Annotated in this window: 16 protein-coding genes, 1 tRNA gene and 1 pseudogene; 12 read left to right on the top strand and 6 right to left on the bottom strand. The window is 68.5% G+C overall.

Annotated elements, in window-relative coordinates; genetic code table 11:
* Positions 1-40: 40 nt before the first annotated feature.
* From TVC13_RS05795 to TVC13_RS05805, 3 genes are read right to left on the bottom strand one after another with little or no spacing between them, the layout of a single operon-like run.
* Complete coding sequence (locus tag TVC13_RS05795; protein WP_422400280.1) at positions 41-2434, bottom strand: transglutaminaseTgpA domain-containing protein; 2394 nt, start codon at positions 2432-2434, stop codon at positions 41-43.
* The gene (locus TVC13_RS05800; RefSeq protein ID WP_422400281.1) at positions 2431-3894 is read right to left on the bottom strand and encodes a DUF58 domain-containing protein; all 1464 of its coding nucleotides are present in this window, start codon (positions 3892-3894) and stop codon (positions 2431-2433) included. The genes TVC13_RS05795 and TVC13_RS05800 overlap by 4 nt, the downstream gene beginning before the upstream one ends.
* Before the next feature lie 3 nt (positions 3895-3897).
* Positions 3898-4953, bottom strand: coding sequence for an AAA family ATPase (locus TVC13_RS05805; RefSeq protein ID WP_422400282.1), 1056 nt, complete (start codon positions 4951-4953; stop codon positions 3898-3900).
* 177 nt (positions 4954-5130) lie between these two features.
* Here TVC13_RS05805 and TVC13_RS05810 point away from each other — a divergent pair, with 177 nt between their 5' ends.
* Entirely contained in the window at positions 5131-6048 is a 918-nt protein-coding gene (locus TVC13_RS05810; protein WP_422400283.1) for a TatD family hydrolase, read from the top strand.
* A 259-nt stretch (positions 6049-6307) separates the two neighbouring features.
* Complete coding sequence (locus TVC13_RS05815) at positions 6308-7450, top strand: ubiquitin-like domain-containing protein (protein ID WP_422400284.1); 1143 nt, start codon at positions 6308-6310, stop codon at positions 7448-7450.
* A 52-nt stretch (positions 7451-7502) separates the two neighbouring features.
* Here TVC13_RS05815 and TVC13_RS05820 read toward each other — a convergent pair whose 3' ends face one another.
* Positions 7503-8732: a helix-turn-helix domain-containing protein gene (locus TVC13_RS05820; RefSeq protein WP_422400285.1), complete on the bottom strand. Its 1230-nt coding sequence runs from the start codon at positions 8730-8732 to the stop codon at positions 7503-7505.
* Positions 8733-8964: 232 nt separating this feature from the next.
* On the opposite strand from TVC13_RS05820, the gene rsmA reads away from it, so the two are divergent.
* The 3 genes from rsmA to TVC13_RS05835 are packed head-to-tail and all read left to right on the top strand — an operon-like array spanning position 8965 to position 12694.
* A complete protein-coding gene (gene rsmA, locus TVC13_RS05825; RefSeq protein ID WP_422400286.1) occupies positions 8965-9843 on the top strand; it encodes a 16S rRNA (adenine(1518)-N(6)/adenine(1519)-N(6))-dimethyltransferase RsmA in 879 nt (292 codons plus the stop codon).
* Complete coding sequence (locus TVC13_RS05830; RefSeq protein ID WP_422400287.1) at positions 9840-10811, top strand: 4-(cytidine 5'-diphospho)-2-C-methyl-D-erythritol kinase; 972 nt, start codon at positions 9840-9842, stop codon at positions 10809-10811. Before rsmA ends, TVC13_RS05830 begins: the two co-directional genes overlap by 4 nt.
* Before the next feature lie 23 nt (positions 10812-10834).
* Positions 10835-12694, top strand: coding sequence for an ABC-F family ATP-binding cassette domain-containing protein (locus tag TVC13_RS05835; RefSeq protein ID WP_422400288.1), 1860 nt, complete (start codon positions 10835-10837; stop codon positions 12692-12694).
* Positions 12695-12770: 76 nt separating this feature from the next.
* On the opposite strand, the gene TVC13_RS05840 is transcribed toward TVC13_RS05835, so the two are convergent.
* Together TVC13_RS05840 and TVC13_RS05845 are read right to left on the bottom strand one after the other, a co-directional pair.
* Positions 12771-13214: an NUDIX hydrolase gene (locus TVC13_RS05840; protein WP_422400318.1), complete on the bottom strand. Its 444-nt coding sequence runs from the start codon at positions 13212-13214 to the stop codon at positions 12771-12773.
* A gap of 30 nt (positions 13215-13244) precedes the next feature.
* Positions 13245-13829 (bottom strand): annotated as a pseudogene (locus tag TVC13_RS05845) (TetR/AcrR family transcriptional regulator); the annotation flags it as partial.
* A 152-nt stretch (positions 13830-13981) separates the two neighbouring features.
* On the opposite strand from TVC13_RS05845, the gene TVC13_RS05850 reads away from it, so the two are divergent.
* From TVC13_RS05850 to TVC13_RS05880, 7 genes are all read left to right on the top strand, one after another.
* Positions 13982-14053 (top strand) — tRNA-Gln (locus tag TVC13_RS05850).
* Positions 14054-14135: 82 nt separating this feature from the next.
* Positions 14136-15647 carry a bifunctional UDP-N-acetylglucosamine diphosphorylase/glucosamine-1-phosphate N-acetyltransferase GlmU gene (gene glmU / locus TVC13_RS05855; RefSeq protein WP_422400319.1) on the top strand — a complete coding sequence of 504 codons (1512 nt, stop codon included), beginning with the start codon at positions 14136-14138 and terminating at the stop codon, positions 15645-15647.
* On the top strand, positions 15644-16627 hold the full coding sequence (locus TVC13_RS05860; RefSeq protein WP_422400289.1) for a ribose-phosphate diphosphokinase: 984 nt from the start codon (positions 15644-15646) through the stop codon (positions 16625-16627). The genes glmU and TVC13_RS05860 overlap by 4 nt, the downstream gene beginning before the upstream one ends.
* Before the next feature lie 344 nt (positions 16628-16971).
* A complete protein-coding gene (locus TVC13_RS05865; protein WP_422400290.1) occupies positions 16972-17577 on the top strand; it encodes a 50S ribosomal protein L25/general stress protein Ctc in 606 nt (201 codons plus the stop codon).
* Positions 17578-17583: 6 nt separating this feature from the next.
* Positions 17584-18168, top strand: a complete 585-nt coding sequence (gene pth, locus TVC13_RS05870) for an aminoacyl-tRNA hydrolase (RefSeq protein ID WP_422400291.1) — start codon at positions 17584-17586, stop codon at positions 18166-18168.
* A 494-nt stretch (positions 18169-18662) separates the two neighbouring features.
* Complete coding sequence (locus TVC13_RS05875; RefSeq protein ID WP_422400292.1) at positions 18663-21305, top strand: AAA family ATPase; 2643 nt, start codon at positions 18663-18665, stop codon at positions 21303-21305.
* A 14-nt stretch (positions 21306-21319) separates the two neighbouring features.
* On the top strand, positions 21320-24013 hold the full coding sequence (locus TVC13_RS05880) for a LuxR C-terminal-related transcriptional regulator (RefSeq protein ID WP_422400293.1): 2694 nt from the start codon (positions 21320-21322) through the stop codon (positions 24011-24013).
* The last annotated feature ends 42 nt before the right edge of the window (positions 24014-24055 follow it).

Here is a 24055-nt window from a genome sequence, read left to right on the forward strand (position 1 = left end):
CGCTCCGGGAGATCAGTCTCCCGGAGCGGGACCTGCTGCGTCAGGACCCGGGTACCGAAGACGGCGGGCGCGCCTGGGCCTGCCCTGCCCGCGGGGCGGGGAAGAACGACGCCGGAATGAACTTGGCGCGCAGCCGGACGGGTGCAGCCGCAGAGGCACGCAGCGCACTGCGCAGGACGTCCACGTCCTGCCAGTCTGCCCGGGACCTGCCGGTACGCGGCCCGGAGGCGGGATTCGCGTACGCCTCCGCCTCATAGGCTGTGCGCAGCCGTGCCAGCGCGTTGGCGGCGTGCTGCGGCAGCTCCGCCTGCACGGCCAGGCGGTCAGCATAGGAGCGCGGGCTGTCCGCAGTCCGTGCCCGGTAGCCAAAGTCCTGTGCCAGGTCCGTCGCCTCGGCCCAGGCCGGAGCGGCGCTGCCGGTCTCGGCGTGCTCCTGCCGGCGCACGCCGCTCCGCCGCCGGCGCAGCGCCCACGGCGTCAGCACAGCGGCGGCGGCCACCAGAAGGCCGATGCCGACGCCGGCCCACGGTGCTCCGGCGGTTTCCTCCGGGGCCAGGGGCTGGCTCTCCGCCTCGGCTTCGGACTCAGTGGTGGGAAGCGCCGGCGGCACCGGATTCTGCAGTTCGCGCGGATCGGCGTCGGCCTGTGCTGCGGAGGCGGCGTTCTGCTGCCGTTCCACGGAGTAGGCGGGTACGACGCCGCGGGAAGGCGTGGGCTCGAAGCGCACCCAGCCCGCCCCTTCGAAGTAGAGCTCAGGCCAGGCGTGCGCGTCCCGGGCGTCCACCGCGTATTCATCCAGTTCCGTGCCGTCCGGCCCCGGAATGGTGGTGCCGGTTGCCCGCCCCGGCGCATAGCCCAGTCCCATGCGGCTGGGGATTCCCACCTCACGGGCCATTACGGCCATCGCGGAGGCAAAATGAATGCAGTACCCCGAGCGCTGTTCCAGGAAGCGGGCCAGTACGTCTATGCCGTTGCCGTCATAACCGCCTTCCACCGGCGCCTCGAGAGAATAGTCGAAATCCGGACCGCGCAGGTAGGACTGCAGCGCCAGTGCCTGGGCATACGGTCCCCGGGCATCTGCCACGGCTTCCCTGGCAGTGTCACGGATGATCTGGGGGAGGTTCCCGGGCAGGTCCGTGAACATGGGATCCACGGCGTCTGCGGGAGCCGGAGGGATGCCGGAGAGGGCTTCACCGGTAATGATGGGAGCTTCGCTGACCACCTCGTAGCCGGAACGCGGTTCTGAGCTGCCGGTGCCGGACAGGATGGTCATGGTGGCCGGATCCCAGGTCCAGGAACCCTCAAGACCGGATACGGCAGACGGCGCGTAGGGTGCCAGCAGCCACGGGCTGGCGTAGCTGGGCGAGCCGATCACGGTCCGAACCGTGTCCGTGGGGATTCCCGGATCCGGGGCGGGGGCCGCTGCCATCTCCTCAACCCCGGACTGGCGGTCGTTCTCCCGGGTGTCCGGCGCCCAGCGGGTTCCGGAGAAATCCTCCAGGGTCGTCGAGCGAAGATACAGCGGCCGGGTCGAATCCGTTGCATAGGTGATCCGTCCGGTTGCCGTGGGCTGGCGCAGGTCGTTCCCCAGGGTCACCACCGGGTTCAGGCCGGTGGTGCCGGTCAGGAAATTGAACCTGGCGCCCTGGGGGAAGGCCCCGGCGTTGAACCCGGGAATCGCGAGGGAAACCAGCAGCGCCGCCACCAGCGCGCCCGCACCGATCCCGGCAGCACCCGCGGCCTGGGGGCCCGAGGGCCGGGAAGCCGGCGCCCCCGCGCCCTGGACTGCACGGTCCCTGCGCTCCTGCCACGTTCCCGCCGCCAGGATGAGCAGGTACCCGGCAGCGGCGGCGGCGAACCCGGCAACTCCCACACTCTGCGGCTTGATGATGGCCGGCACCAGCAGCACTGTGAACAAGCCAAACCCGCTCGCGGCAGGCATCCGCAGGGTGACAGCCAGGGTGTCCACCAGGACGGTGACGAGGCCTACGGCCAGGCAGGCGACGAACACTACGCCTGCGTCCGGGATCACGGGGATGACCTGGGTGATGACCGTGGTCTGGGCCCCGGCCAGCAGCGTCCCGGCGCGTTCCAGTGTGGCGGCAGTGGGGAAGATGCCCAGGAACGCAGCATCAGCGGAAAACATGAGGGTCAGGACCAGGACCAGGGCAGCCATCCCCGCAACCGGCACCAGCGCCGTCGGGAACCGGAACCAGCGTGCCAGCGCCGTTCCGGCAACTACGGCGGCTACGGCCATGCCCAGCGGCCACAGCCAGGCAGAACCCTCCAGGACGCCGTGCACGCTCAGGCAACACAGCAGAACTGCTATGGCGGTTACCGCGCCGCCGGCCCACTGGGCGTTCCCGGTGTGACGTGTCCTCGGTGCGGAGGGCCCGGTCCGCGTCGGCCCCGGCGGGGCGAGCGTAGCCGTCATGGCCGGTGCCCCGGCTGCGAGAGGACCGCGGCGTGCGCGGCGGCACCGGACCAGGCAGCGGCGACTGACTGGGCAGGATCCAGGGCGAGGGCCGTCCAGCCGGCGGAGCGCAGCAGCGCCAGCTGGGCTTCTGCTGCCGCCGGACGCTCGGTGACCAGCAGGGCCACCGCAGTCGGCGCGGTGTCAGCCGCAGGGGCCAGCCGGCGGGCATCCTCATTGCTCAGGGCGCCGGTGATGACCACGAGCGGGCCGCGGTGCCGGCCATCCAGCAGTGCTTCGAGCAGGGCATCACCGAAGGGTCCGCGGTCCGCCGGAGCCGCTCCGGGGCCCCGGTCGGGAAACTGGTGGGCGCCCTCGGGCGGGGATGTTCTGCCCGGGCGCCGGGAACCCGGCCGGAGCGTGACGGCTGCGGCCGTGGACGCAGCAGCAGCCTGTTCCAGTCCGAGGGCTGCCAGGCCCTCACCCAGATCGCCCACGGCCGCGGCGCCGCTGAAGACCTCTGCGTCGGGAACAGCTGCCGACGGTGAGCGCTGCAGCCCCGGGCGGGCCAGCGCATCCAGGATCCGCACCGCGAAGCCGCGTTCCAGCAGGTCAGCCCCCACTGACATTACGGCGGAGACGGCCCATTCGAAGGTCTCGGAACTGGGCGGAGCTGCGTCGTCGGCGGTGTCGGCCCAGAACGGGGAGAGGAATCCCTGGTCGTAACTGGACTCACGCTGGTCCAGGACCAGCGTGGCGCGCGGAGTCGCCACTGTTTCCTCCTGCCGCACCATCAGTTCGCCGTGCCGCGCCGTGGCGGACCAGTGGACCCGGCGCATCGGATCCCCGGGCCGGTATTCCCGGGTGGTCACATCGTCCTGGCTGGGTACGCCCTGGACCCGGGTAGCGACCGAGCCGTCGCTGCCGCGCAGGCCGTCCAGGACCACGGCGGGCAGTTCCGCCGGGACGGGTTTCACAATCAGTTCATCGGGGGACCCGATGGTGTGCTGCGCCACCGCAAGGCCAAACGGGTCCAGGAAGCCGGCACTGACCGGTCCAATGCGGTAGAGGCCGCGGCGGGTGGACCGCAGGCGGTACTCGTAGCGGCTGGCCGAACTGCGGTCGGTCCGGGCTGCCGGGAAACGGAACTCCGGGCTGGCACCGAAACGGCCCGGCAGCTCCTCCCTCATGCGGGCGGTGCCGCCAAAGGGCTTCACCGGGCGGACCGCCAGGGAAATGCTCACCGGCGTTCCGGACTCCGCCGTGGCAGGCGCGAAGGTGCGCTCAACCTGGAACTGCGGCTTCAGCAGCCGCAGCGCCAGGGCGGCAGCCAGCGGCAGCAGGATCAGGAACACCCCAAGCAGCAAAAGGTCACGCCGCCCCAGGATCTGGGCACCCAGCAGGGCAGCAACCCCGGTGCCTGCCAGACCCCAGCCGCGGCCGGTGAGCACGCTCGGCAGCTGATGTGCGGGCTTACTCATCGGCTACGGCCGGACCATTCCGGGACGGGCTCCCGGCGGACGCGGAACGGGAACCTTGGACAGGATCGCGTCCAGCAGCGAGGCCGGGGTGTCGCCGGCGCTGAGCGCCTTGCGCTCCAGGATCAGCCGGTGGGGCAGCACCGACCCGGCCAGCCGGGCGACGTCGTCGGGCAGGACAAAGTCCCGGCCTTCCAGCGCGGCACGGGCCTTGGAAGCGCGGAGCAGCTGCAGCAGGGCGCGCGGGCTGGCGCCGAGGCGGATGAACGGGTGCTCCCGGGTAGCGGCTCCAATGGCCACCGTGTACTCCTTGACCGCAGCGGAAACGTAGACATCCCGCACGCGGGCGGTCATCGCAGCGATGTCCCGTACCGAAACCACCGGAACAATTGAGTCCAGGGGAGAGACGGACTGGTGGGTTTCCAGCATCTCGATCTCCGAGGCGGTGTCCGGGTAGCCCAGGGAGATGCGGGCCATAAACCGGTCCCGCTGTGCTTCGGGAAGGGCGTAGGTGCCTTCCATCTCCAGGGGGTTCTGGGTGGCCACCACCATAAAGGGTTCGGCCAGCCGGTAGGTGCCGCCGTCGACCGTGACCTGGCGCTCCTCCATGCACTCCAGCAGGGCGGACTGCGTTTTGGCCGAGGCGCGGTTGATCTCATCGCCGATCACGATGTTGGCGAAGACTGGACCCTGCCGGAATTCGAAGCGGTGGGCATCCTGGTTGTAGATCGACACGCCTGTGACATCCGAGGGGAGCAGATCCGGGGTGAACTGGATTCGGGTCACCGAGCAGTCAACGGCCCGGGCCAGGGTCTTGGCGAGCATGGTCTTGCCGACGCCGGGCACGTCCTCCAGCAGCACATGGCCTTCCGCCAGCAGCACCGTCAGCACCAGCCGGGCGGCTTCATCCTTGCCGTCGATGACGGTGTTGATGGCGTCCAGGATGCGGGTGCTGGCCGCCAGGAAGGAATCGGCCTCATCTGCCGCCCTGCCGGCGAACGGCGCACCGGATCCCGGTGCATCGAATCCGGCGGTGGCAGCGGATGTGTTGCGAGCGTCCATGGATACCTTCCAAGCCTCTGCGCAGTCACCCGGAGAAAGCACAGCTCCGGCTGGCGGTTGAGTGCCCCTTCAGCTGCCCGCCCGGCACGGCAGGGCCCGGGGCCCGGCGCAGCGGTTCCCGGCAGCCGCCGGGGCACATAGTACGTACAGGGTACAAGCTCACTTAGGCTTAAAGACATGACTATCGACGGCGCTTACGTTCCGGGTGAAATACCGCAGACCTACCTCGCCCGGAGCCACAGCCAGCGGGAAGAGGGCCGGAGCCCGGAAAAGGCCTTCGCCCCGGCACCGGATCCGCTGCCCGCACCTGTGATGGACAACCACACCCACCTCGATTTCGGAGTACCCGGTGCCCGCAGCGCCTCCGCAGCGCTCGACGCCGCCGCTGCCGCCGGGGTGCAGGGCGCCGTCCAGGTGGGAACCGACCTGGAGTCCTCCCGGGAAGCCGTCCGGCTGGCAGAGGAAGAGCCGCGGCTGCTGGCCGCCGTCGCCATCCATCCCAACGATGCCCCCGAACTGGCCGCCGCCGGAACCCTGGAGGACGCGCTGGAAGAAATCGAGGCGCTCGCCGCCCGCCCGCGGGTGCGGGCTGTGGGGGAGACCGGACTGGATTATTACCGGACGGGCCCGGACGGGGTGGATGCACAGCAGTACTCCTTCCGCCGGCACATCGGCATTGCCCGCCGCGCCGGCATAGCAGTGCAGATCCATGACCGTGACGCGCACGATGACGTGGTCCGGATCCTGAAGGAGGAGCAGCTGCCGCCGGCCGTGGTGTTCCACTGCTTCTCCGGCGACGCTGAACTGGCCCGGATCTGCAATGAGCACGGGTGGTACATGTCCTTCGCCGGCACCGTGACTTTCCGCAACGCCCAGGGGATCCGGGACGCCCTCTCGATAGCGGATCCGTCACTGGTGCTGGTGGAAACCGACGCTCCGTTCCTGACCCCGCACCCTTACCGCGGACGGAACAACGCCAGCTACATGATCCCCTACACGGTGCGGGCCATGGCCGAAATCCGCGGCACGGACCTGGCGGATCTGTGCACCTCGATTGCCGCGAACACCACTGCCGTGTACGGGTCCTGGGACTAGGTGTCAATACCCATTGGCCGAAACCGCAGTTTGCCCGATGGTCACGGTTCGGTTACGGTAGGGACCTATTAGCCGGGGTCGGGGAAGGCTTCCGGACTGATAACTACCGCCTTAGCGAACCATGCCCTGCCCCCGGCAGTCTGGATTACCACGACGGCGATGGTCCCTGCCTGCACGCGCCGGCACTCCGTGAGACCCGGAGCCCTGCCCGGCGTGTGCCCAGTCCCCGTGCCCGGAAGCTCGAAAAGTTTGGAATTCCGTGGCAACTGCAATCGTGAGGCGCGGGCTGAAGCTCGGCGGCCAGGCCGCTGTGATGGTGGCACTCATCCTGGGGCTCGTGGCCTTCGTCGGCACCAACAAGTCCGTCGTCCTCAGCGTGGACGGGGAAACCAGCGACATCATGACCTTCGGCGGCACCGTTGAGGATGTCCTGGAAAAAGCCGACATCCAGCTTGCAGCAGCAGACCGTGTGGTTCCCGCTCCGGCTACCGAAGTGCAGGACGGCACCACCATCGAAGTGACCACGGCGAAGACCGTGAACGTAAACGTGGACGGCACCGGCCACACCGTCCAGACCACCGGCTCCACGGTGGCCGACCTGATCTCCGAACTGCGGGTTTCCGCCAAGTCTTCCGTGTCCGCGTCGCTGGACACCTCCCTGCGTTCCCTGCAGGGACTCTCGATCTCCACTCCCAAGACCGTCACGCTGCTTGCGGACGGCAAGACCAGCGAACTCCAGACCACCGCGGCAACCGTGGGAGAGCTGCTGGAGGAAGCCGGCGTTACGGTCGGTGCCTCTGACCGGCTCTCCGTACCCGCCCGTGCAGGCGTTGCAGACGGCATGACGCTGAAGGTCACCCGCGTGGTCTCCGGAACACAGGACACCGTCACCGAGCCGGTTCCGTTTGAAACCCGCACCGTGGAGGACGCCGAGCTCTTCGAAGGCGAGAAGAAGGTAACCGAACCCGGTACCGCCGGTGAGCGCACGCTCGTCTTTGACACCGTGGTTGTGGACGGGCGTGAAGTCAGCCGTGTCCTGGCCCGCGAAGACGTCACCCGTGCTCCGGTAACCGAGACGGTCGCCGTCGGGACCAAGAAGCGTCCCGCCGCTCCCGCTCCCGCAGCTCCCGCAGCCGCGGGAGGCACTGCCCCTGCCGGCGGCGCCTGGGCAGCCCTGGCCCAGTGTGAATCCGGCGGAAACTGGCACATCAATACCGGCAACGGCTACTACGGCGGGCTGCAGTTCAGCACGCAGAGCTGGCTCGGTGCAGGCGGCGGCGCCTATGCGCCGGTAGCCAGCGAAGCCACCCCCGAACAGCAGATCGCAGTGGCTGAGAACCTGCGTGCCAACGGCGGCTGGGGCCACTGGCCCTCCTGCGCCAGCAAGCTCGGGCTGCTCTAGCACCAGTATCCACAGCAGAAAAAGCCGGCCCCCGTGGCCGGCTTTTTCGCTTTCACCAATCAGTTCCCCGGCCCAGGTGGGCGGACAGCGTCCGGACATGACCGGACCTGTCTGCCGCCCCGGCCCGGCGGAACAGCGACTCACTTTCCCGAAGCCGGTCAGCAGCGGCCCCGGTCCGGCCCAGCGAGGCCAGACTCAGCCCCAGCAGCAGCGCCACCTCCGCCGCCGTCTGCGGGGAAAGGTAACTGCGCCCGTCCCAGGCTTCGGAGAGCAGGTCTACGGCTTCTGCGTGGTTCCCGCTCAGGTGCTGCCAGCGGCCGCGGGCATGCAGCAGGTCCAGGGCATCGCTGGGGGAAGCGCCCACGACGGCGAGCGCCGCCTCTGCCTGCCGGATACAGGCCAGCGTCTGCTCATCGTGCAGGCCGGAGGCCAGGCGCATGCTCGCCGATGCCTTGTTGAACGAGGCCCAAAGCCCTACATCCAGCCGGGGACTGAGCAGTTCCGCGGCGCGCTGGTGCAGACGTACCCCGGACCCGGCGTCGCCGCGCCTGAACGCGACGTTCCCGGCAGTCCAGAATCCCTTGCCTGCCAGCCGGGTATCCGGCACGGACTCCGCCAGCGGCAGGAGGAACACCTGGCAGTACTCCCACGCCTCGGAGAGCCCGCCGCTCTCCGTCAAGGCGGCCGCCAGGCACAGATAGGCCGCCAGGCTCACCTCGGGACCAGCCGCACCCTCCTGCGCTGATGCCACAGCTTCCCGGCCGTGGCGGACGGCGTCGGGCAGCCTGCCGGCTCCCTGACAGGCCCGGGCGAGCAGTTCCTGGGCACGCGAACGCAACTCCGGCCGGCTTTGTGCCAGCGGGTGCCGGGCCAGCGCGGAAGCCTGCCGGATGCAGAATGGGTAGTGGCCCAGCCGCAGCCGTGCGCTGCCGGCCAGCAGGGAGAGCTCCCACCATCCCCGGGCGTCGTTTTCGGCGCGTGCTGCCGCAGCGGCTGCCACGGCGGTTTCAAGGCAGGCAAAGTAGTTCCTTTCATCCCAGGCCTGGGCCGCAGCCAGGCTGAGGAAAACAGCGCCGTCTTCACCGTCCGCCCGGGGCGGGCCGCCGGGCGCCGCTGCCAGCCGCGCGGCCAGGTATCCGATCACATCGCGTCCGGGTTCCCGCCGTCCGGTTTCCAGCAGGGAAATCTCCCGTTCACGCAGCGCAGGGTGCCCCAGGTCCCTGCGGCTAAGGAAGCTCTCCTGCCGGGCTGTTCGGAGTTTTTTCCCAAAGGTTTCACCCATCACCGTTACCGCCGTTCTTCCGGTGCCCCAGACTTGGATCTGCCGCGGTGAAGGACGCTACAGTCCGGGCCGCGGCAGCGGCAGAGCAAGAGCTAAAGCGCGGAGGGAATCCCATGAGTCTTTTCCAGCCATCGTTTCCGCCGGTATCCGCGTGCCCGGTGGGGGACTGGCCTGACTAGCACCTTTGCACCCGGACTCAGGAACAGGGCGGCCCGGGCGCTAGTATGAGGCAGTGACTGAATCTGTTTCCGCGCCCGTTCCGCGGCCCAAACCCCTGCTTGGCGCCTCCGATATCCGGGCGCTCGCGGAGGAACTGGGCGTGCGTCCCACCAAGACCCTCGGCCAGAACTTCGTCATTGACGGAAACACGATCCGGCGGATCGTCGCGGCCGCCTCCGTAGACCCCGAGGAGACCGTCCTGGAGGTGGGCCCCGGACTCGGCTCCCTGACCCTCGGCCTGCTGGACGCTGCCCGCGAAGTGGTGGCGGTGGAGATCGATCCGGTGCTGGCCGCACGCCTGCCGCAGACTGTGCAGACCTGGCGCCCGGAACAGGCGGAGAACCTGCACGTAGTCCTGGCCGACGCCATGCGCGTCACCGAGCTGCCGGCGGAACCCACCGCGCTGGTGGCGAACCTGCCCTACAACGTTGCGGTGCCAGTGGTCCTGCACCTGCTGGAGACCTTCCCCAGCCTTCGCCACGGCCTGGTCATGGTCCAGGACGAGGTGGCGGACCGGCTGGCCGCCCGGCCCGGGTCCAAGACCTACGGCGTCCCCTCCGTGAAGGCAGCCTGGTACGGCACCATGCGCAAGGCAGGCGTGATTGGCATGAACGTCTTCTGGCCGGCGCCCAAGATTGCCTCCGGCCTGGTTGGCTTCGAACGGCACGAGCCGCCCGCCACCACTGCCACCCGTGAGGAAGTCTTCGCCGTCATCGATGCTGCCTTCGCGCAGCGCCGCAAGACCCTGCGCGCAGCCCTCGCCGGCTGGGCGGGCAGCCCCGCCGCAGCCGAAACTGCCCTCCGCGCCGCCGGAGTGGACCCCAGTGCCCGCGGTGAGGTGCTGGACATTGACGCCTACACCCGGATCGCAGAGGCGAAAGCCGCATCGTGAACACCTCCGGAACCCGCCCGGCTTCCGTAACCGTCAGCGCGCCGGGGAAGATCAACGTCTCCCTCCAGGTGGGTCCGCTGCGGCCCGACGGCTACCACGCCGTGGCCAGTGTCTACCTGGCCCTGGACCTGCGCGAAGACGTGACGGCCGCGGCTGCCCCGCGCCCCGGCATCACCGTGTGCGTTGAAGGCGGCGGTCCGCTGCAGATTCCGGTGGACGGCATCCCCCTGGGCCCGGACAACCTGGTGGCCCGCGCCGCGGCGGCCCTGGCCGCGCACGCCGGCATTGCCGACCCGGCCGTGGAACTGACCATCACCAAGCGCGTCCCCGTAGCCGGAGGGATGGGCGGCGGATCCGCTGACGCCGCAGCCGCACTGCTGGCCTGCAACCTGCTGTGGGGAACCGGGCTGGACGCAGCCGAACTCCGGGCACTGGCTGCCGGCCTCGGCGCGGACGTGCCGTTCGCCCTGGCAGGCGGCGCCGCCGTCGGGCTTGGCGTGGGTGACCTGCTCACCGAAGTTCCCGCGGAGACTCCGCTGCACTGGGTCCTGGTGGCCTCCTCCGGTTCCGGCCTGTCCACCCCCGCTGTCTACGGCCGCCTGGATGCCCTGCGGGCCGAAGCGGAGGCCGTCGGTGCTGCGGCGGCGCCTGAACCAGACGCCGCCGACCCGCGCGTCCTCGAGGCACTGCGCACCGGGAACGCCGCCGCGCTGGCCGGCGTTATCACTAACGACCTGCAGCCCGCAGCCCTGTCCCTGGCACCGGAACTGGAGCAGGTCCTGCAGCGCGGACGCGCCCTGGGCGCCCTGGCCGGGATCGTGTCCGGCTCCGGACCCACCCTGGCCTTCCTTGCCGCCGACGCCGGCTCCGCAGCACGGCTCGAAGCGGCGCTGCGGTCAGAGGGACACAACGCACTGGCCGTCCACGGCCCCGTCGCCGGGGCGCAGCCCACGGCCAGCAAAACCTGAACAACCGACGAAAGTAGTTCCGATTGGCACACCTGCTTGGCGCTGAGAACCTCAGCATCGCCTTTGGCACCCGCACCATCCTCGACGCCGTCTCCCTTGGGCTGGACGAGGGGGACCGGATCGGCATGGTGGGCCGCAACGGCGACGGCAAGTCCACGCTGATGCGGCTGCTCGCTGAACGGCAGAGCGCGGACAGCGGCCGGGTCACCCGCCGCCGCGACGTCACGGTGGGATACCTGGACCAGTCGGACGTGCTCGACGGCGACCTCACCGTGGGCCAGGCAATCGTTGGTGACGCCGCGGACTACGAGTGGGCCTCGGACCCGAAGATCCGCGACGTGATGAGCGGCCTGGTGCAGGAAGTCGACTGGAACGCCCAGGTCTCCTCCCTCTCCGGCGGCCAGCGCCGCCGCGTGGCCCTCGCGAAGCTGCTGATGGGCGACGACGACGTCATTATGCTCGACGAGCCCACCAACCACCTAGACGTCGAAGGTGTGGCCTGGCTGGCCCGGCACCTGAAGCAGCGCTGGCGGGCCACCGACGGCGCCCTCCTGGTGGTCACCCACGACCGCTGGTTCCTGGACGAAGTCTGCACCCGGACCTGGGAAGTGCACGACGCCGTCGTCGAGCCCTTTGACGGCGGGTACGCCGCCTACGTGCTGGCCCGCGCCGAACGCGACCGGATGGCCGCAGTCGTTGAGGGCAAGCGCCAGCAGCTGATCAAGAAGGAACTGGCCTGGCTGCGCCGCGGCGCCCCCGCACGTACCTCCAAGCCGAAGTTCCGCATCGAGGCCGCCAATACCCTGATCGCCGACGTGCCCGAGCCCCGGGACACGCTGTCCCTGAATAAGATGGCGACGGCGCGGCTGGGCAAGGACGTGCTGGACCTGGAGAACGTGTCCCTGGAACTGGGGGACACCCAGCTCTTCCGGAACATCACGCTGCGGCTGGCTCCCGGGCAGCGGCTGGGCATCGTGGGCGTGAACGGCGCCGGCAAGACCACCCTGCTGCGCCTGCTCAACGGCACCGTTGAACCGACGTCGGGCCGGCTGAAGCGCGGCAAGACCGTGCAGACCGCCGTGCTGACCCAGGAGGTCCGCGAACTGGACGAGGTTGCCGACCTGCGGGTCATCGAGGTGATTGAGAAGGAAAAGCGCGTCTTCAACGTAGGCGGACGCGAACTGTCCGCCGGGCAGCTGGTAGAGCAGCTGGGCTTCAGCTCCCAGCGGCAGTGGACACCGGTCCGTGAACTCTCCGGCGGCGAGCGGCGGCGGCTGCAGCTGCTGCGCCTGCTGGTGGGCGAACCCAACGTACTGATGCTCGACGAACCGACCAACGACCTGGATACCGACACTCTGGCCGCGGTGGAAGACGTGCTGGACGGCTGGCCCGGAACCCTGGTGGTCGTCTCGCACGACCGGTACCTGCTGGAACGGGTCACCGACACCCAGATGGCGCTGCTCGGCGACGGCAAGCTGCGGGACCTGCCCGGCGGCGTCGACCAGTATCTTGAACTGCGCGAAGCCGCACTGGCCTCCGGCGCCGGCGGCGGAAGTTCCTCCCAGGCCAGCCGGGCCGCGCAGGCCGGTGCCTCCCGGCCCGATGCCGCAGGCGCGGGCGCCGTGGCCACCGCTGTGGCGGGCTCCGCGCACTCGGAAGCGGACAAGCGCAGCGCCCGCAAGGACCTCACCCGGATTGAGCGGCAGCTGACCAAACTTGCCGGCCAGTCCGAGAAGATCCACGAGCAGATGAATAAGGAAACAGCCGGCGGCAGCCCGGACTTCGAGGTGCTCGCCGACCTGAACGCGAAGCTGCAGGCTGTAGCCGCCGAGCAGGAGGAGCTGGAGATGCAGTGGCTCGAGGCCTCGGAGATCCTCGAGTAGCCCCATCGAGATGACAGAAACTGCCCGTATCAGCGCTGAAACGGGCAGTTTCTGCTATCTCGATGGAGGGGCAGGGTCAGCCGGAGACGCTGAGGTCAGTGCCTTCCTGGGCCAGCAGCTCCGGCAGCACATGGTCACGCAGCAGCGGTGAAATGTCGCTGCGCGCGAACGCTTCCGCAGGAGTCAGCCAGAGAGTTTCTTCGATCTCGGCGGCGGCTTCCGGTGCCGGTGTGCTCCCGGTGCCGCAGGGGCCCGGAAGGCTGAGTGCGAACAGGCCGGCATCGATGTACGTATTGGCCTCGTTGGCCGCGGGACCGTACCAGCGGCCTATGTCCGCCAGGTCGCCGGCGGTGACTGCCAGGCCCAGTTCCTCATTCACTTCACGGGCAGCCGCGGTGCGGAAATCCTCGCCCGGCTCCAGCTTCCCGCCGGGCTGCATGAACTTCCTGGTCCCGCGCTTGCGGACCAGCAGGATGCGCCCGTCGGAATCGCGCACCAGGACGGCGGAGAGGGTGAGCACCAGCGGGATTCCGCCGCCGGCAATGTGGCCCAGCGCCGGTTCCTTCTGCAGGCCGGTCAGGCCGTTCCAGGACAGGTTCACCAGGTGCGCTGCCACCGTGGCCTTGTCCGGGGTGCGGGCATCGAGCCACCACTGGCCGGTCATGGCCACCATGCCCACCAGCATCTGCGCGTACATTCCGCCCACTTCGGCGCTCAGGCCGCGGCTGCCGAATTCCTTGGACAGGATGTGCTCCACGTCCGCGGCAATGCGGGAAAGCAGGGTGGAGAAGGTTCCCTCAGGCTGTGACGGGGGAGCATCTCGGACCAGGATCCGGAATCCGTCGGTGTGGTTCTCAATGTAGTCAAGCAGCGAGTAGGCCGCGCGCTCCAGCAGCACCCGGGGGCCGGCGTCGGCTCCGAGGGCTTCCGTGATGGCGGTGAGCAGCCGGTCGAACTCGGTGTCCACCACCTCGGTGTACAGCGCTTCCTTGGAACCGAAATGTTCGTAGACCACCGGCTTGGAGACCCCGGCACCGGCGGCAATGTCCTCGATGGTCGCGCCTTCGAGCCCGCGGAGGGCGAAAAGCGAACGGGCGACGCCGATCAGCTGGGCCCGCCGCTGGACTCCTGTCATACGCGGCCGTGACCGCGCAGTTGTTATTCTCGCCACTGTCCCAGTCTACGCATTGGCGCTAAGCGTCCCGCGGGGCGCGGGTGTCCCAAGTCGCGGAGCAGGGTTCGGACGTGGCAAACTGGACTCTTGTGTGCGGCATCAGCCACACATTTTCCGCCCTGGTGTAACGGCAGCACCCCGGCCTTTGGAGCCGTGGAGTATAGGTTCGAATCCTATGGGCGGAACGCTGGGATGCAGCCGCGCGGTGCGGAGGGGACTGCCCCGGCCCCGAAGCCGGACAACGTGTAGGAGCGCCTTTTCGTGAGCATGCAGGATACGCAGGGTACCGGACCGAACGAAGGGGCAGCACCCGCTGCGGTCATAGTCCTTGCGGCCGGCGCAGGCACCCGGATGAAGTCCCGGACCCCCAAGATCCTCCACCCGGTGGGCGGCATCTCGATGGTGGGCCACGCCCTGAACGCGGCGCAGGCACTGCATCCGCGCACCCTCGCCGTCGTCGTGCGCCACGAGCGGGACCAGGTCGCCTCCCACATCGCATCCCTGATGCCCGGCGCCATGATTGTTGACCAGGACGAAGTTCCCGGCACCGGCCGCGCCGTCCAGGCCGCCGTGGAAGCCATCGACGCACTTACCCCGCTGGAAGGCACCGTTGTGGTGACCTACGGCGACGTGCCGCTGCTGGATGCGGCCACCCTGCGTGAACTGGTGGCAGTGCACAACGTGGACTCCAACGCCGTCACCGTCCTCACCGCCCGCGTCGCCGACCCCACCGGCTACGGCCGGGTGCTGCGCGCCGAAGACGGAACGGTCACCGGAATCGTGGAGCAGAAGGACGCCACGGCCGAACAGCTGGCCGTGAACGAAATCAACTCCGGCATCTACGCCTTCGACGCCGCTGTGCTGCGTTCGGCCCTGGCCTCGGTCAGCACCGACAACGCCCAGGGCGAGATGTACCTGACCGATGTCCTGGCCATCGCCCGGGCAGCCGGCGGGCGGGTCGCCGCCGTGGAAACCACCGACCAGTGGCAGGTCGAAGGCGCCAATGACCGGGTGCAGCTCGCAGCCCTGAACGCCGAGCACAACCGCCGCAACCTGGAACGCTGGATGCGTGCCGGCGTCACCGTCGTGGACCCGGCCACCACCTGGATCGATTCCACCGTCACCCTGGACGAAGACGTCACCATCCTGCCCGGCACCCAGCTGCACGGCACCACCACGGTGGCGCGCGACGCCGTCGTCGGCCCGGATACCACCCTCACCAACGTGGTCATCGGCGAAGGCGCGAAGGTGATCCGCACCCACGGATCCGACGCCCTGATCGGCGCCGGTGCCGACGTCGGACCCTTTGCCTACCTCCGCCCGGGAACGCAGCTGGGAGAGCACGGCAAGATCGGCACGTTCGTTGAAACCAAGAACGCGCAGATCGGCACCGGCTCCAAGGTTCCGCACCTTTCCTATGTGGGGGACGCCACCATCGGGGAGCACTCGAACATTGGTGCAGCCTCCGTCTTCGTCAACTACGACGGCGAAAAGAAGCACCACACAACGGTCGGATCGCACGTGCGGATGGGCAGCGACAACATGTATGTGGCGCCCGTCACCGTGGGGGACGGGGCGTACAGTGGAGCTGGAACGGTGATCCGCAAGGACGTTCCGGCGGGCTCGCTGGCCATCAACGTGGCACCGCAGCGCAACCTCGAGAACTGGGTGGCAACCAACCGCCCGGGATCCGCAGCAGCGCAGGCCGCCGAGCGCGCCCAGACACAGACTTCCCTCTCCGGTACTGATAACCCCACGCGAGAAAGCGAACAGTCATGAGCAGCGTAATCACCGCACAAGGTGAAAAAAGGCTTGTCCTAGCCACAGGACGGGCGCATCCGGAGCTGGCGGAGGAGATAGCCAAGTGCCTGGACACCGACCTGCTGCCGCTCGCTGCCTACGACTTCGCCAACGGCGAGATCTACGTCCGCCCCGGTGAAAGTGTCCGCGGCAAGGACGCCTTCGTCATCCAGGCGCACCCGGCTCCGCTGAACAACTGGCTGATGGAACAGCTGATCATGATCGACGCGCTCAAGCGTGCCTCGGCCCAGCGCATCACCGTGGTCTCCCCGTTCTACCCGTACGCCCGCCAGGACAAGAAGGGCCGCGGCCGCGAGCCCATCTCCGCCCGCCTCGTGGCAGACCTGTACAAGACTGCCGGCGCTGACCGCATCATGAGCGTCGACCTGCACACCTCCCAGATCCAGGGCTTCTTCGACGGCCCCGTGGACCACCTGATGGCCATCCCGCTGCTGGCTGACTACATCCGCACCCGCGTGGACGTCTCCAACGTCACCGTCGTTTCCCCGGACACCGGCCGCGTGCGCGTGGCCGAGCAGTGGGCCGAGCGCCTGGGCGGCGCCCCGCTGGCGTTCGTGCACAAGAGCCGCGACCTCACGGTCCCCAACCAGGCTGTTTCCAAGCAGGTTGTTGGCCAGATTGAAGGCCGCACCTGCGTGCTGATCGACGACATGATCGACACCGGCGGAACGATCGCCGGCGCCGTGCGCGTGCTGAAGGAAGCCGGCGCCAAGGACGTCATCATCGCCGCCACCCACGCCGTGTTCTCCGATCCCGCTGCACGCACCCTGGCTGAGTCCGGTGCCCGCGAAGTGGTGGTCACCAACACCCTGCCGATCCCGGTCAACAAGCGCTTCGAGCAGCTCACCGTGCTCTCGATCGCCCCGCTCATCGCCCGTGCCATCCGCGAGGTCTTCGAAGACGGCTCCGTGACGAGCCTGTTCGACGGCAAGGCCTAGCCCTTCCGGAGTCCTTTTCATCGAGAGGCCAGTCACGGCCGGTTTGAACGCTCAAACCAGCCGTGACTGGCCTCTCGGTGTTGGGGAGGCGGCTTCGGCGGGCCAGGCGCCGGGGGAGCGGGGCAGAGGCGGACAGTGCGACGGCGGCAAGCTGGTAACATTGACTCCGATGCCTAGGCGAGGGAGGCCCCGGAAAAACCCGGAGGCACTCCGTTATCGACGGTGGCTGGCAACTTCTCAACTGCACGCGTTCAACCTGAACGCAGATGATGCAGCTGGTTCGTTCCGATACCGGCGCCGAATAGGCAACTGAAATCCCGGAAGAACCACAACAGGAGTTAGCAATGTCTGAGCAGAAGCTCGCAGCCACCACCCGCACCGACTTCGGCAAGGGTGCAGCCCGCAAGGCCCGCGTCGCCGGCATGATCCCCGCAGTCATCTACGGGCACGGCGCCGATGTTATGCACATCCTGCTGCCCGCCAAGGCAACCACGCTGGCCGTCCGCACCCCGAACGCCCTGCTGGACATCGACGTTGACGGCGAAGCACACCTGGCCCTGGCCAAGGACATCCAGCGCGACCCGATCAAGCAGATCATCGAGCACATCGACCTCCTGACCGTCCGCAAGGGCGAAAAGGTTGAGGTTGAGGTCATCGTCCACGTCGAGGGCGAACTTGCTCCGGGCTCCAGCGTCTTCAACCAGGAAGCCAACACCGTTCTGGTTGCCGCTGACGCCACCAACCTCCCCGAGACCATCACGGTCAGCATCGAAGGCCGCACGGCCGGCGAGCACATCTACGCCAAGGACCTGGAACTGCCGGCCGGCGTCGAGCTGCTGCTCGATCCCGAGACCATGGTCATCAACATCTCCGAGTCCGCTGTCCAGGATCTGGGCGCCGGCGCAGGCGAAGAAGAAGCAGCCGCACCGGCAGCTTCCGAAGAGGCGTAGTCCTTTTTGACCAGTAACACCTGGCTTGTAGCCGGGCTCGGGAACCCCGGGCCCGGCTACAGCCGTAACCGGCACAATGTTGGCCAGATGGTCCTGGACGAACTGGCCTCCCGCATGGGTGGCAGGTTCAAGTCGCACAAGTCCCGCGCGCAGGTCCTGGAAGGCCGGATCGGCATTGGCGGACCGCGTGTGGTCCTGGCCAAGCCGCTCACCTACATGAACCTCTCCGGCGGACCGGTCTCGGCGCTGGCCCGCTTCTACGGGATTGACCCGGAGAACATCGTGGCGGTGCATGACGAGATCGACATTCCGTTCAACTCTGTCAAGCTCAAGCTCGGCGGAGGCGAAGGCGGGCACAACGGTCTGCGGGACATCAGCAAGGCCCTGGGCACCAAGGACTACCTGCGGGTGCGGGTAGGCGTGGGCCGCCCGCCCGGCCGGATGGACACCGCGGACTGGGTCCTGAAGGACTTTGGCACCACCGAGTCAAAGGACCTGCCGTTCCTGGTTTCCGACGGCGCGGACGCCGTGGAGCTGCTGCTTTCCGACGGTCTGCTCGCCGCGCAGCAGAAGTTCCACAGCGGGGCCTAGGGACACCCGCCCCGGCTGCTGCGGACGAGTAGCCCGGCGTCGATATTCAGGTATATAACCCGTGCCCATGCCCTGCCGCAGGGGCATTGTTTGGTCCATGGCGCGGGCCTACACTGGCGGTAGCCTTCGGGCTCCTGAAGCGGGGCCGGCGTCGGGAGGCCTCCGAGACTGGGCCACCCCCATCTCGGCGCCGGTCCCTTATCAAAAACTCCCCGCCAACACCCCTCCCGCATCTCTAGTGCGGCACCGTCCCCCTGCTTTCCGCACTTTTCCTGCGCACACGCAGCATGCCCGGAATAAATGTGCGCCGGCACCAGCTCCATGCCTTCCTATGAGCGCCAATGAGGCGTACTCTTGCGCAGTGGAACGGGCGGCCGCTGTATTGCACAGCGGCCCCGTTCTGGCTCGAAGACGTGCATACGGGGGGAATGGAATATGGGAGGGCCTGCTTCGCGCAGTTCCGGCCGGCGGTATCCGCAGGCGGCTGGCACGGCATGACGCTGCCCAGGCCGTTCACTAAACTTGTTGGCCGCGAGAGCCTCCTGAGCCGTCTGGGATCCGCGTTGGAAGAGGGCCGGGGTGCACTGATCGTCGGGGCTCCGGGCATAGGCAAAACCGCCTTGGCGGCAGCCGTGGCGGACCGTGTCCCCAACTTCCGGGTCGAGGCCCTGTACGGCACCGAAGTGTCCCGCCGCAGTCCGTACGGTGCCCTCGCGCCGCTGCTCAGCGAGCTTCCTCCCACGGGCGAATTGAGTCTGGTGCGCGTACTGCAGGAGGTCCGTCGGCTCCTGCGCTCCAAATCAGCAGCCGCTCCGGTGCTGCTGGTGGTGGACGACGCCGATCAGCTTGATGAGCTCTCCGTCCAGGTCATCTCGCAATTGGTCCGCGCCCGGGACGCCGTCGTTGTGGCAACAGCCACCGACGTGCTGCGGGCAGACCCTGAGGTCCTCTCGCTCTGGGCTGACGGGCATCTGGAGCGGATCGACGTCGAGGCGCTGCTGCCCGAGGAAACCCGGACGCTGATGGAACGGCTGCTGGGCGGGCGGGTCTCCGAGCCGGCGGCACGGGAGATGTGGAAGGAAACCCACGGAAACCCGCACTTCACCATCCTTATGACGGAGGAGCAGGTCCAGCAGCGCAGGCTCGTGCGGTCAGACGCGACCTGGGTGCGGGCCCGGTCCTATGTACACACCGGAGCCGTTGCGGAAGTCATCTCCACCCGGCTTTCCCGCCTGCCGGAAGACCAGCGCAAAGTCGTTGAAATACTTTCCCGCGTCAGTCCGCTTCCGCTTCCGGTGCTGCTGCAGCTTGCCGCCGCGGAAACCGTGGACGCGTTGGAAGAAGACGGAACGGTGGTGCCCGAACGGGGTGCGGTTCCGGCCGTGCGGCTGGGAAGTCCGCTGCTTGCCGCCGTCGTCTCCGCCAACGTGCCGCTCGGCCGCAGCCACCAGCTGTGGAAAGAAGTTTCTGTCCTGCTCGAGAACCTGGACGTCCTGGAGCCGGAGGCCGTGGCCGGCTACGTTTCCTGGACCCTGGCCTGTGAAGCGGATCCCGGGGACGGCGCCGTCCTGCGGGCCGCACGGTTCGCCAACGACTCCGGCAACCCGGCCCAGGCCCTGGACTTCGTGCGTTCCGTAGCGCACGGCAGCCGCAGCCAGGAACTGGTGTGCGAGGAAGTCCGGGCCCTTATGGCACTGGGAGAACACCAGGGGGCCTACGGAGTCCTGACCGGTTTCGAGCCGCGCTTTGATCCTGCCCGGCGGGAGAACTGGACCACACTGATGATCCAGAAGGCCGCGCTGCTGCGCAGCCTGTCCAAATCCGGTGCCCCGCAGCAGGTTCTCGACATCCTCCGCCGCGACTCCCGGGACTCCCCGGGCTCACCGGGCTCACCGGACCCGTCCCGGGGACTGAGCACGGACACCGCGGCAGCTGTCGACCTCGCCGAAGCAGAGCTGCAGCTCGCCGAGGGGAACTATCCCGCCGCCGTGAAGCCCCTGCAGGAGCTTGCAGCACGCAGCGGCATCTCCACCCGGATGCGGGCGCTGGCCGTAGCGGCAGCGGCCGAGTCGCTGGCCGTGACAGGCCAGGCGGCAGAGGCCATGGCACTGCTGGACGCGTCCTGGGACCTGCTGCACACCCCGCTGCCGGCCCCCGACCAGAGCTTCATCGTCACCCGTCTCTTCTACGCCCTGTATGCTGCCGGCGAGCTGGACCGGGCCCTGTGCTTTGTCCGGGAAAACACGGATGGGGTCCACGAGTCCTACCGCGGAACGGCCGGAGAACTGGCCTGCGGCATCATCCACGCGGCCGCCGGAGAAGCCGACTCAGCCGTTGAGTCCCTGGCACCGGCGGTCAGCCAGCTTCGCTTCCGCGACCGGGAGGACCTGCTGCCGCTCGCCACCGCCCTGCTGGCCTACGCACACGGACTTGCCGGCAATGAGGACAAAGCCGCCGGTTACCTCGGGCTCGCCCCGCGGTTCAGGCACCAGCCGTCCTGGCACGCTGACCGGGTGAGGTTATTCCACCAGACACTCGCCAGGCTGGGCCACAGCGCAGAGGCAGCGGCCCGGAGCCTGATCCGCATGGCCGAGGACGCCGAGGCACGCGGCAACGTCTCCTTTGCTCTGGCCTGCTTCGAGGCGGCTGCTTCCAGCGGAGACCGGTCAGCGGCCGCCGAACTGGCACGGCTTGCACCAACAGCCACCGGGCGCTGGGCCAAAACCCTGGCTGCCTACGGCCAGGGGCTGCTGGCCAGCGATCCGCAGCTGCTCCTGGACGCGGCCGAGGGCGCCGTGGAACTGGGCCACCATCTCCTCGCGTACCGCGCCGCGGGCCTGGTGCGGACCGAACTGCCGGGAGCCGGAAGCAGCCTCAACCGCCGCGCCGCCGTCGTCGAGAACGCTGCGTACCGTAAGCTCCTGCACGAAAACAGTATTGAGAGTGCGCTGGGCTCGCTCAGCGACTTCGACGCGCGCCTGGTTCAGCTGGCTGCCGGTTCCTGGTCAAGGACGCAGATCGCGCAGGATCTGCACCTGTCACCGCGCACAGTGGACTGGCACCTGAACAAGCTGTTCCGAAAGCTGCACGTGTCCGGACGGACTGAGTTGAGGGATGTCCTGCGCTCCGCAGGATGAGGTTTGGGGGAATAATGCAAGGTTTTGCTTCACAGGCGCTGGTCGGCCGGGACCCCGAGATAGCGGCGGTCCTGGCAGACCTGCGTTCGGCCGAGCTGCGCGGCGCGCTGGTAGTAGCGGAGGCAGGCATGGGCAAAAGTGCCCTGGCGAATGTTGTGTCCGCCAAACTCGGGCAGGAGATGCCCGTCCACCGGATCCATGCCAGTTCCGCGCTGACCGGGATACCTTTTGGTGCGCTGGCCCCGCTGCTTCCGGTGCTCTCTGCCGAGGAGACCGATTCCCCGCTGGCCGTGATGCGCGCACTGCTGGGCAGGCTGCGCCCGGCCGGGGAAGCCGGCACCGCCGCCACGCCGCTGCTGGTAGTGGATGACGCCCATGCCCTGGACGAATCCAGCGCCGACCTGCTCTCCCAGCTGATGGCCTCCGGCAGGGTCCGGATGCTGATCCTCACCCGCAGCATCACTGATATTCCGGCGGGCATACCCTCGCAGGTTTGGAGCGGGATCATTTCCCGCCACCACCTGCCCCCGCTTACTGACACCCAGGTGCACGAACTTTGCTCCCAGGTGCTCGGGGGTCCGGTGCTGAGCACTACCAGCGCCGAACTGGCCCGGCGGAGCGGCGGAAATCCCATGTTCGTCCTGGCGCTGGTCGCTGAAACCCGGCGCGCCGGTGCCCTGGCCGAACGCCACGGTGTCTGGCTGATGGGCGCCAACGCTGATCCGCCGCAGGGACGCCTGGGCGACCTGCTGAAGGCCCAGCTCTCGGGGCTCTCCAGCGACGAGCGCGAAGCAATGGAAATCATCGCGCTTGCCGAACCGGTGCCCGTGGCGGTGGCCTTCAAGCTGGGACTGCACCGTTCCGTGGACGCACTGACGGCCGCCAACCTGGTCAGCGTCGAGGACGACGGCAACCGCCTGCTCCGGCCGCGGCACCCCCTGTACGGCCAGCTGGTGCGGCACATGGTGCCAGCTGCGCGCAGCGCCCGCCTCCGCCAGCGTGTCCTGGAGATCATGCCTGAGGACACTGAATCCATGGATGGCCTGCTGCGCAGTGTGGGGTGGTCCCTGGACTGCGGCGCGGCTGTTCCGGACGAGCAGCTTCTCCGGGCTGCCTTTATGGCCAACAACTTCTTCGACAGCGATTTCGCCCTCCGGGCAGCACGCGAGGTCCAGGACCCGGCGCTGCTGCCTGCTGCCCGGGTCCAGAAAGCCCGCGCCCATTTCCAGCGCACCAACTTCGACGCCGCGCAGGAACTGGTCAATGGAACGGTCGAGGCCGCCACGGACCTCACGACGGCGAAAATGGGGACGCTGCTGCGGGTCCAGCTGGGCCAGCGGCTGTCCGATGCCGCTCAGCGGCTCGGTGCCGCCCGGGCTGCCTGGGAAGCAGCCATTTCCCGAATCGCGGCTGCAGCCGATGCAGCGGGAACGCTGGATGCTGAGCTGCGCACAGACATCGATTCGTCCCGGCGCGGTGTTGCGCTGCTGGGCGCACTGATCGAGGTCGCTGAGGGCAACTACCGCAGCACTGGGGTGTTGGTGGAAGGGCTGCTCGAAGAAGCCCGGGCAGCCGAAGACACCGAAGCCGTGATGGTGGCGACGGCCCTGATGGGTGAAATCCATGCCGGCAGCGGCCGGTCGGAAACGGCGGTGCACTTCACCCGGGAGGCGCTGGCGATCGTGACGCACAGCGACCACAGGTTCCTGACGTACTACCAGTTTGTGCTGCACCGCCACCTCTCAGCGCTGCTGTGGGCAGGCTACTGGGATGAGGTCAGCAGCTCTGTCCACCAGGACTTTGCCACCACCTCGCGCAGCGCCCTGCAGGTAGGCGGCACGGTGGACATGTGCATGGCAGTGATGGAACTGCGCCGCGGGAACCTCGAAGCAGCACTGCCCAAACTCACCGCCGCCATTGAGGGCATGCGCACCCACGACCCGGACGGCAGCCTGTCACTGGCCCTGTCCATCGCCGCCCAGCTGGCCGCCGCTGCCGGAGACACAGGCCGGGCCGATGAGCTCCTGGCGGACTGGGACAGCCTGGAACCACGCGGTACAGCCGGCACCCGGGTCATTGCCCGGGGAAACCGGCTGGCCGCCGAGTATGCCCGGACCGGGGACCCCAGGGCCCTGACCGCCTTGCGTGAAGCAGCGGAGCAGGCAGAGGAGCACGGACTGGTAGCGGCGGAATTCGAACTGCGCTGCCTGAGCATGTCCGCCGGTGATCCGACCACCATGAACCGGCTGCTGAAACTCTCCGAGGACGTACAGGGACCGCGCGCCCGAGCAGTCAACATCTTTGCCCGGGCCGTGCTGGACCAGGATGTCTCCGGGCTCCTGCGTTTCGCCGGCGAGTCGGGCGAATCCGGAGACGCCGACGCCGCAGCCCTGGCCCCTTTGGCGCTGCACGAGGCGCTGCGGCTGGCGAAGGCCGGGGGAGACCGCACCCAGATCCAGCGGGTCCAGCGTGCCATCGGCAAGTCTTCGGAGAACACCGGCGCCGGCCGGAACGCCATGGCCCCGCCGTCCCTCACCCGCCGCGAGAAGGACGTCGCAGCACTGGTGGCGAGGGGCTACCGGAACGCGGAGATCGCCGGGCGGCTCTTCCTGTCCGTTCGGACCGTGGAAGGGCACATCTACCGGATCTTCGAGAAGCTGGGGATCAGCCGGCGTGAAGAACTGACCGCGGAGCTGGTGGGGGAGTAAAGCGCGGGAAGGATTACCCGCCGCACTCCGGGAACGGCCGGG

This window comes from Arthrobacter sp. 3Tela_A (assembly GCF_049311025.1).
GTDB lineage: Bacteria > Actinomycetota > Actinomycetes > Actinomycetales > Micrococcaceae > Arthrobacter_B.

Excerpts from the sequence above, each read along its gene's own strand:
- TVC13_RS05820 (WP_422400285.1), bottom strand. The coding sequence starts at position 8,732 with ATGGGTGAAACCTTTGGGAAAAAACTCCGAACAGCCCGGCAGGAGAGC.
- TVC13_RS05810 (WP_422400283.1), top strand. The coding sequence starts at position 5,131 with ATGACTATCGACGGCGCTTACGTTCCGGGTGAAATACCGCAGACCTAC.
- TVC13_RS05875 (WP_422400292.1), top strand. The coding sequence starts at position 18,663 with ATGACGCTGCCCAGGCCGTTCACTAAACTTGTTGGCCGCGAGAGCCTC.
- TVC13_RS05865 (WP_422400290.1), top strand. The coding sequence starts at position 16,972 with ATGTCTGAGCAGAAGCTCGCAGCCACCACCCGCACCGACTTCGGCAAG.
- TVC13_RS05805 (WP_422400282.1), bottom strand. The coding sequence starts at position 4,953 with ATGGACGCTCGCAACACATCCGCTGCCACCGCCGGATTCGATGCACCG.
- glmU (WP_422400319.1), top strand. The coding sequence starts at position 14,136 with ATGCAGGATACGCAGGGTACCGGACCGAACGAAGGGGCAGCACCCGCT.
- TVC13_RS05795 (WP_422400280.1), bottom strand. The coding sequence starts at position 2,434 with ATGACGGCTACGCTCGCCCCGCCGGGGCCGACGCGGACCGGGCCCTCC.
- TVC13_RS05800 (WP_422400281.1), bottom strand. The coding sequence starts at position 3,894 with ATGAGTAAGCCCGCACATCAGCTGCCGAGCGTGCTCACCGGCCGCGGC.
- TVC13_RS05860 (WP_422400289.1), top strand. The coding sequence starts at position 15,644 with ATGAGCAGCGTAATCACCGCACAAGGTGAAAAAAGGCTTGTCCTAGCC.
- TVC13_RS05880 (WP_422400293.1), top strand. The coding sequence starts at position 21,320 with ATGCAAGGTTTTGCTTCACAGGCGCTGGTCGGCCGGGACCCCGAGATA.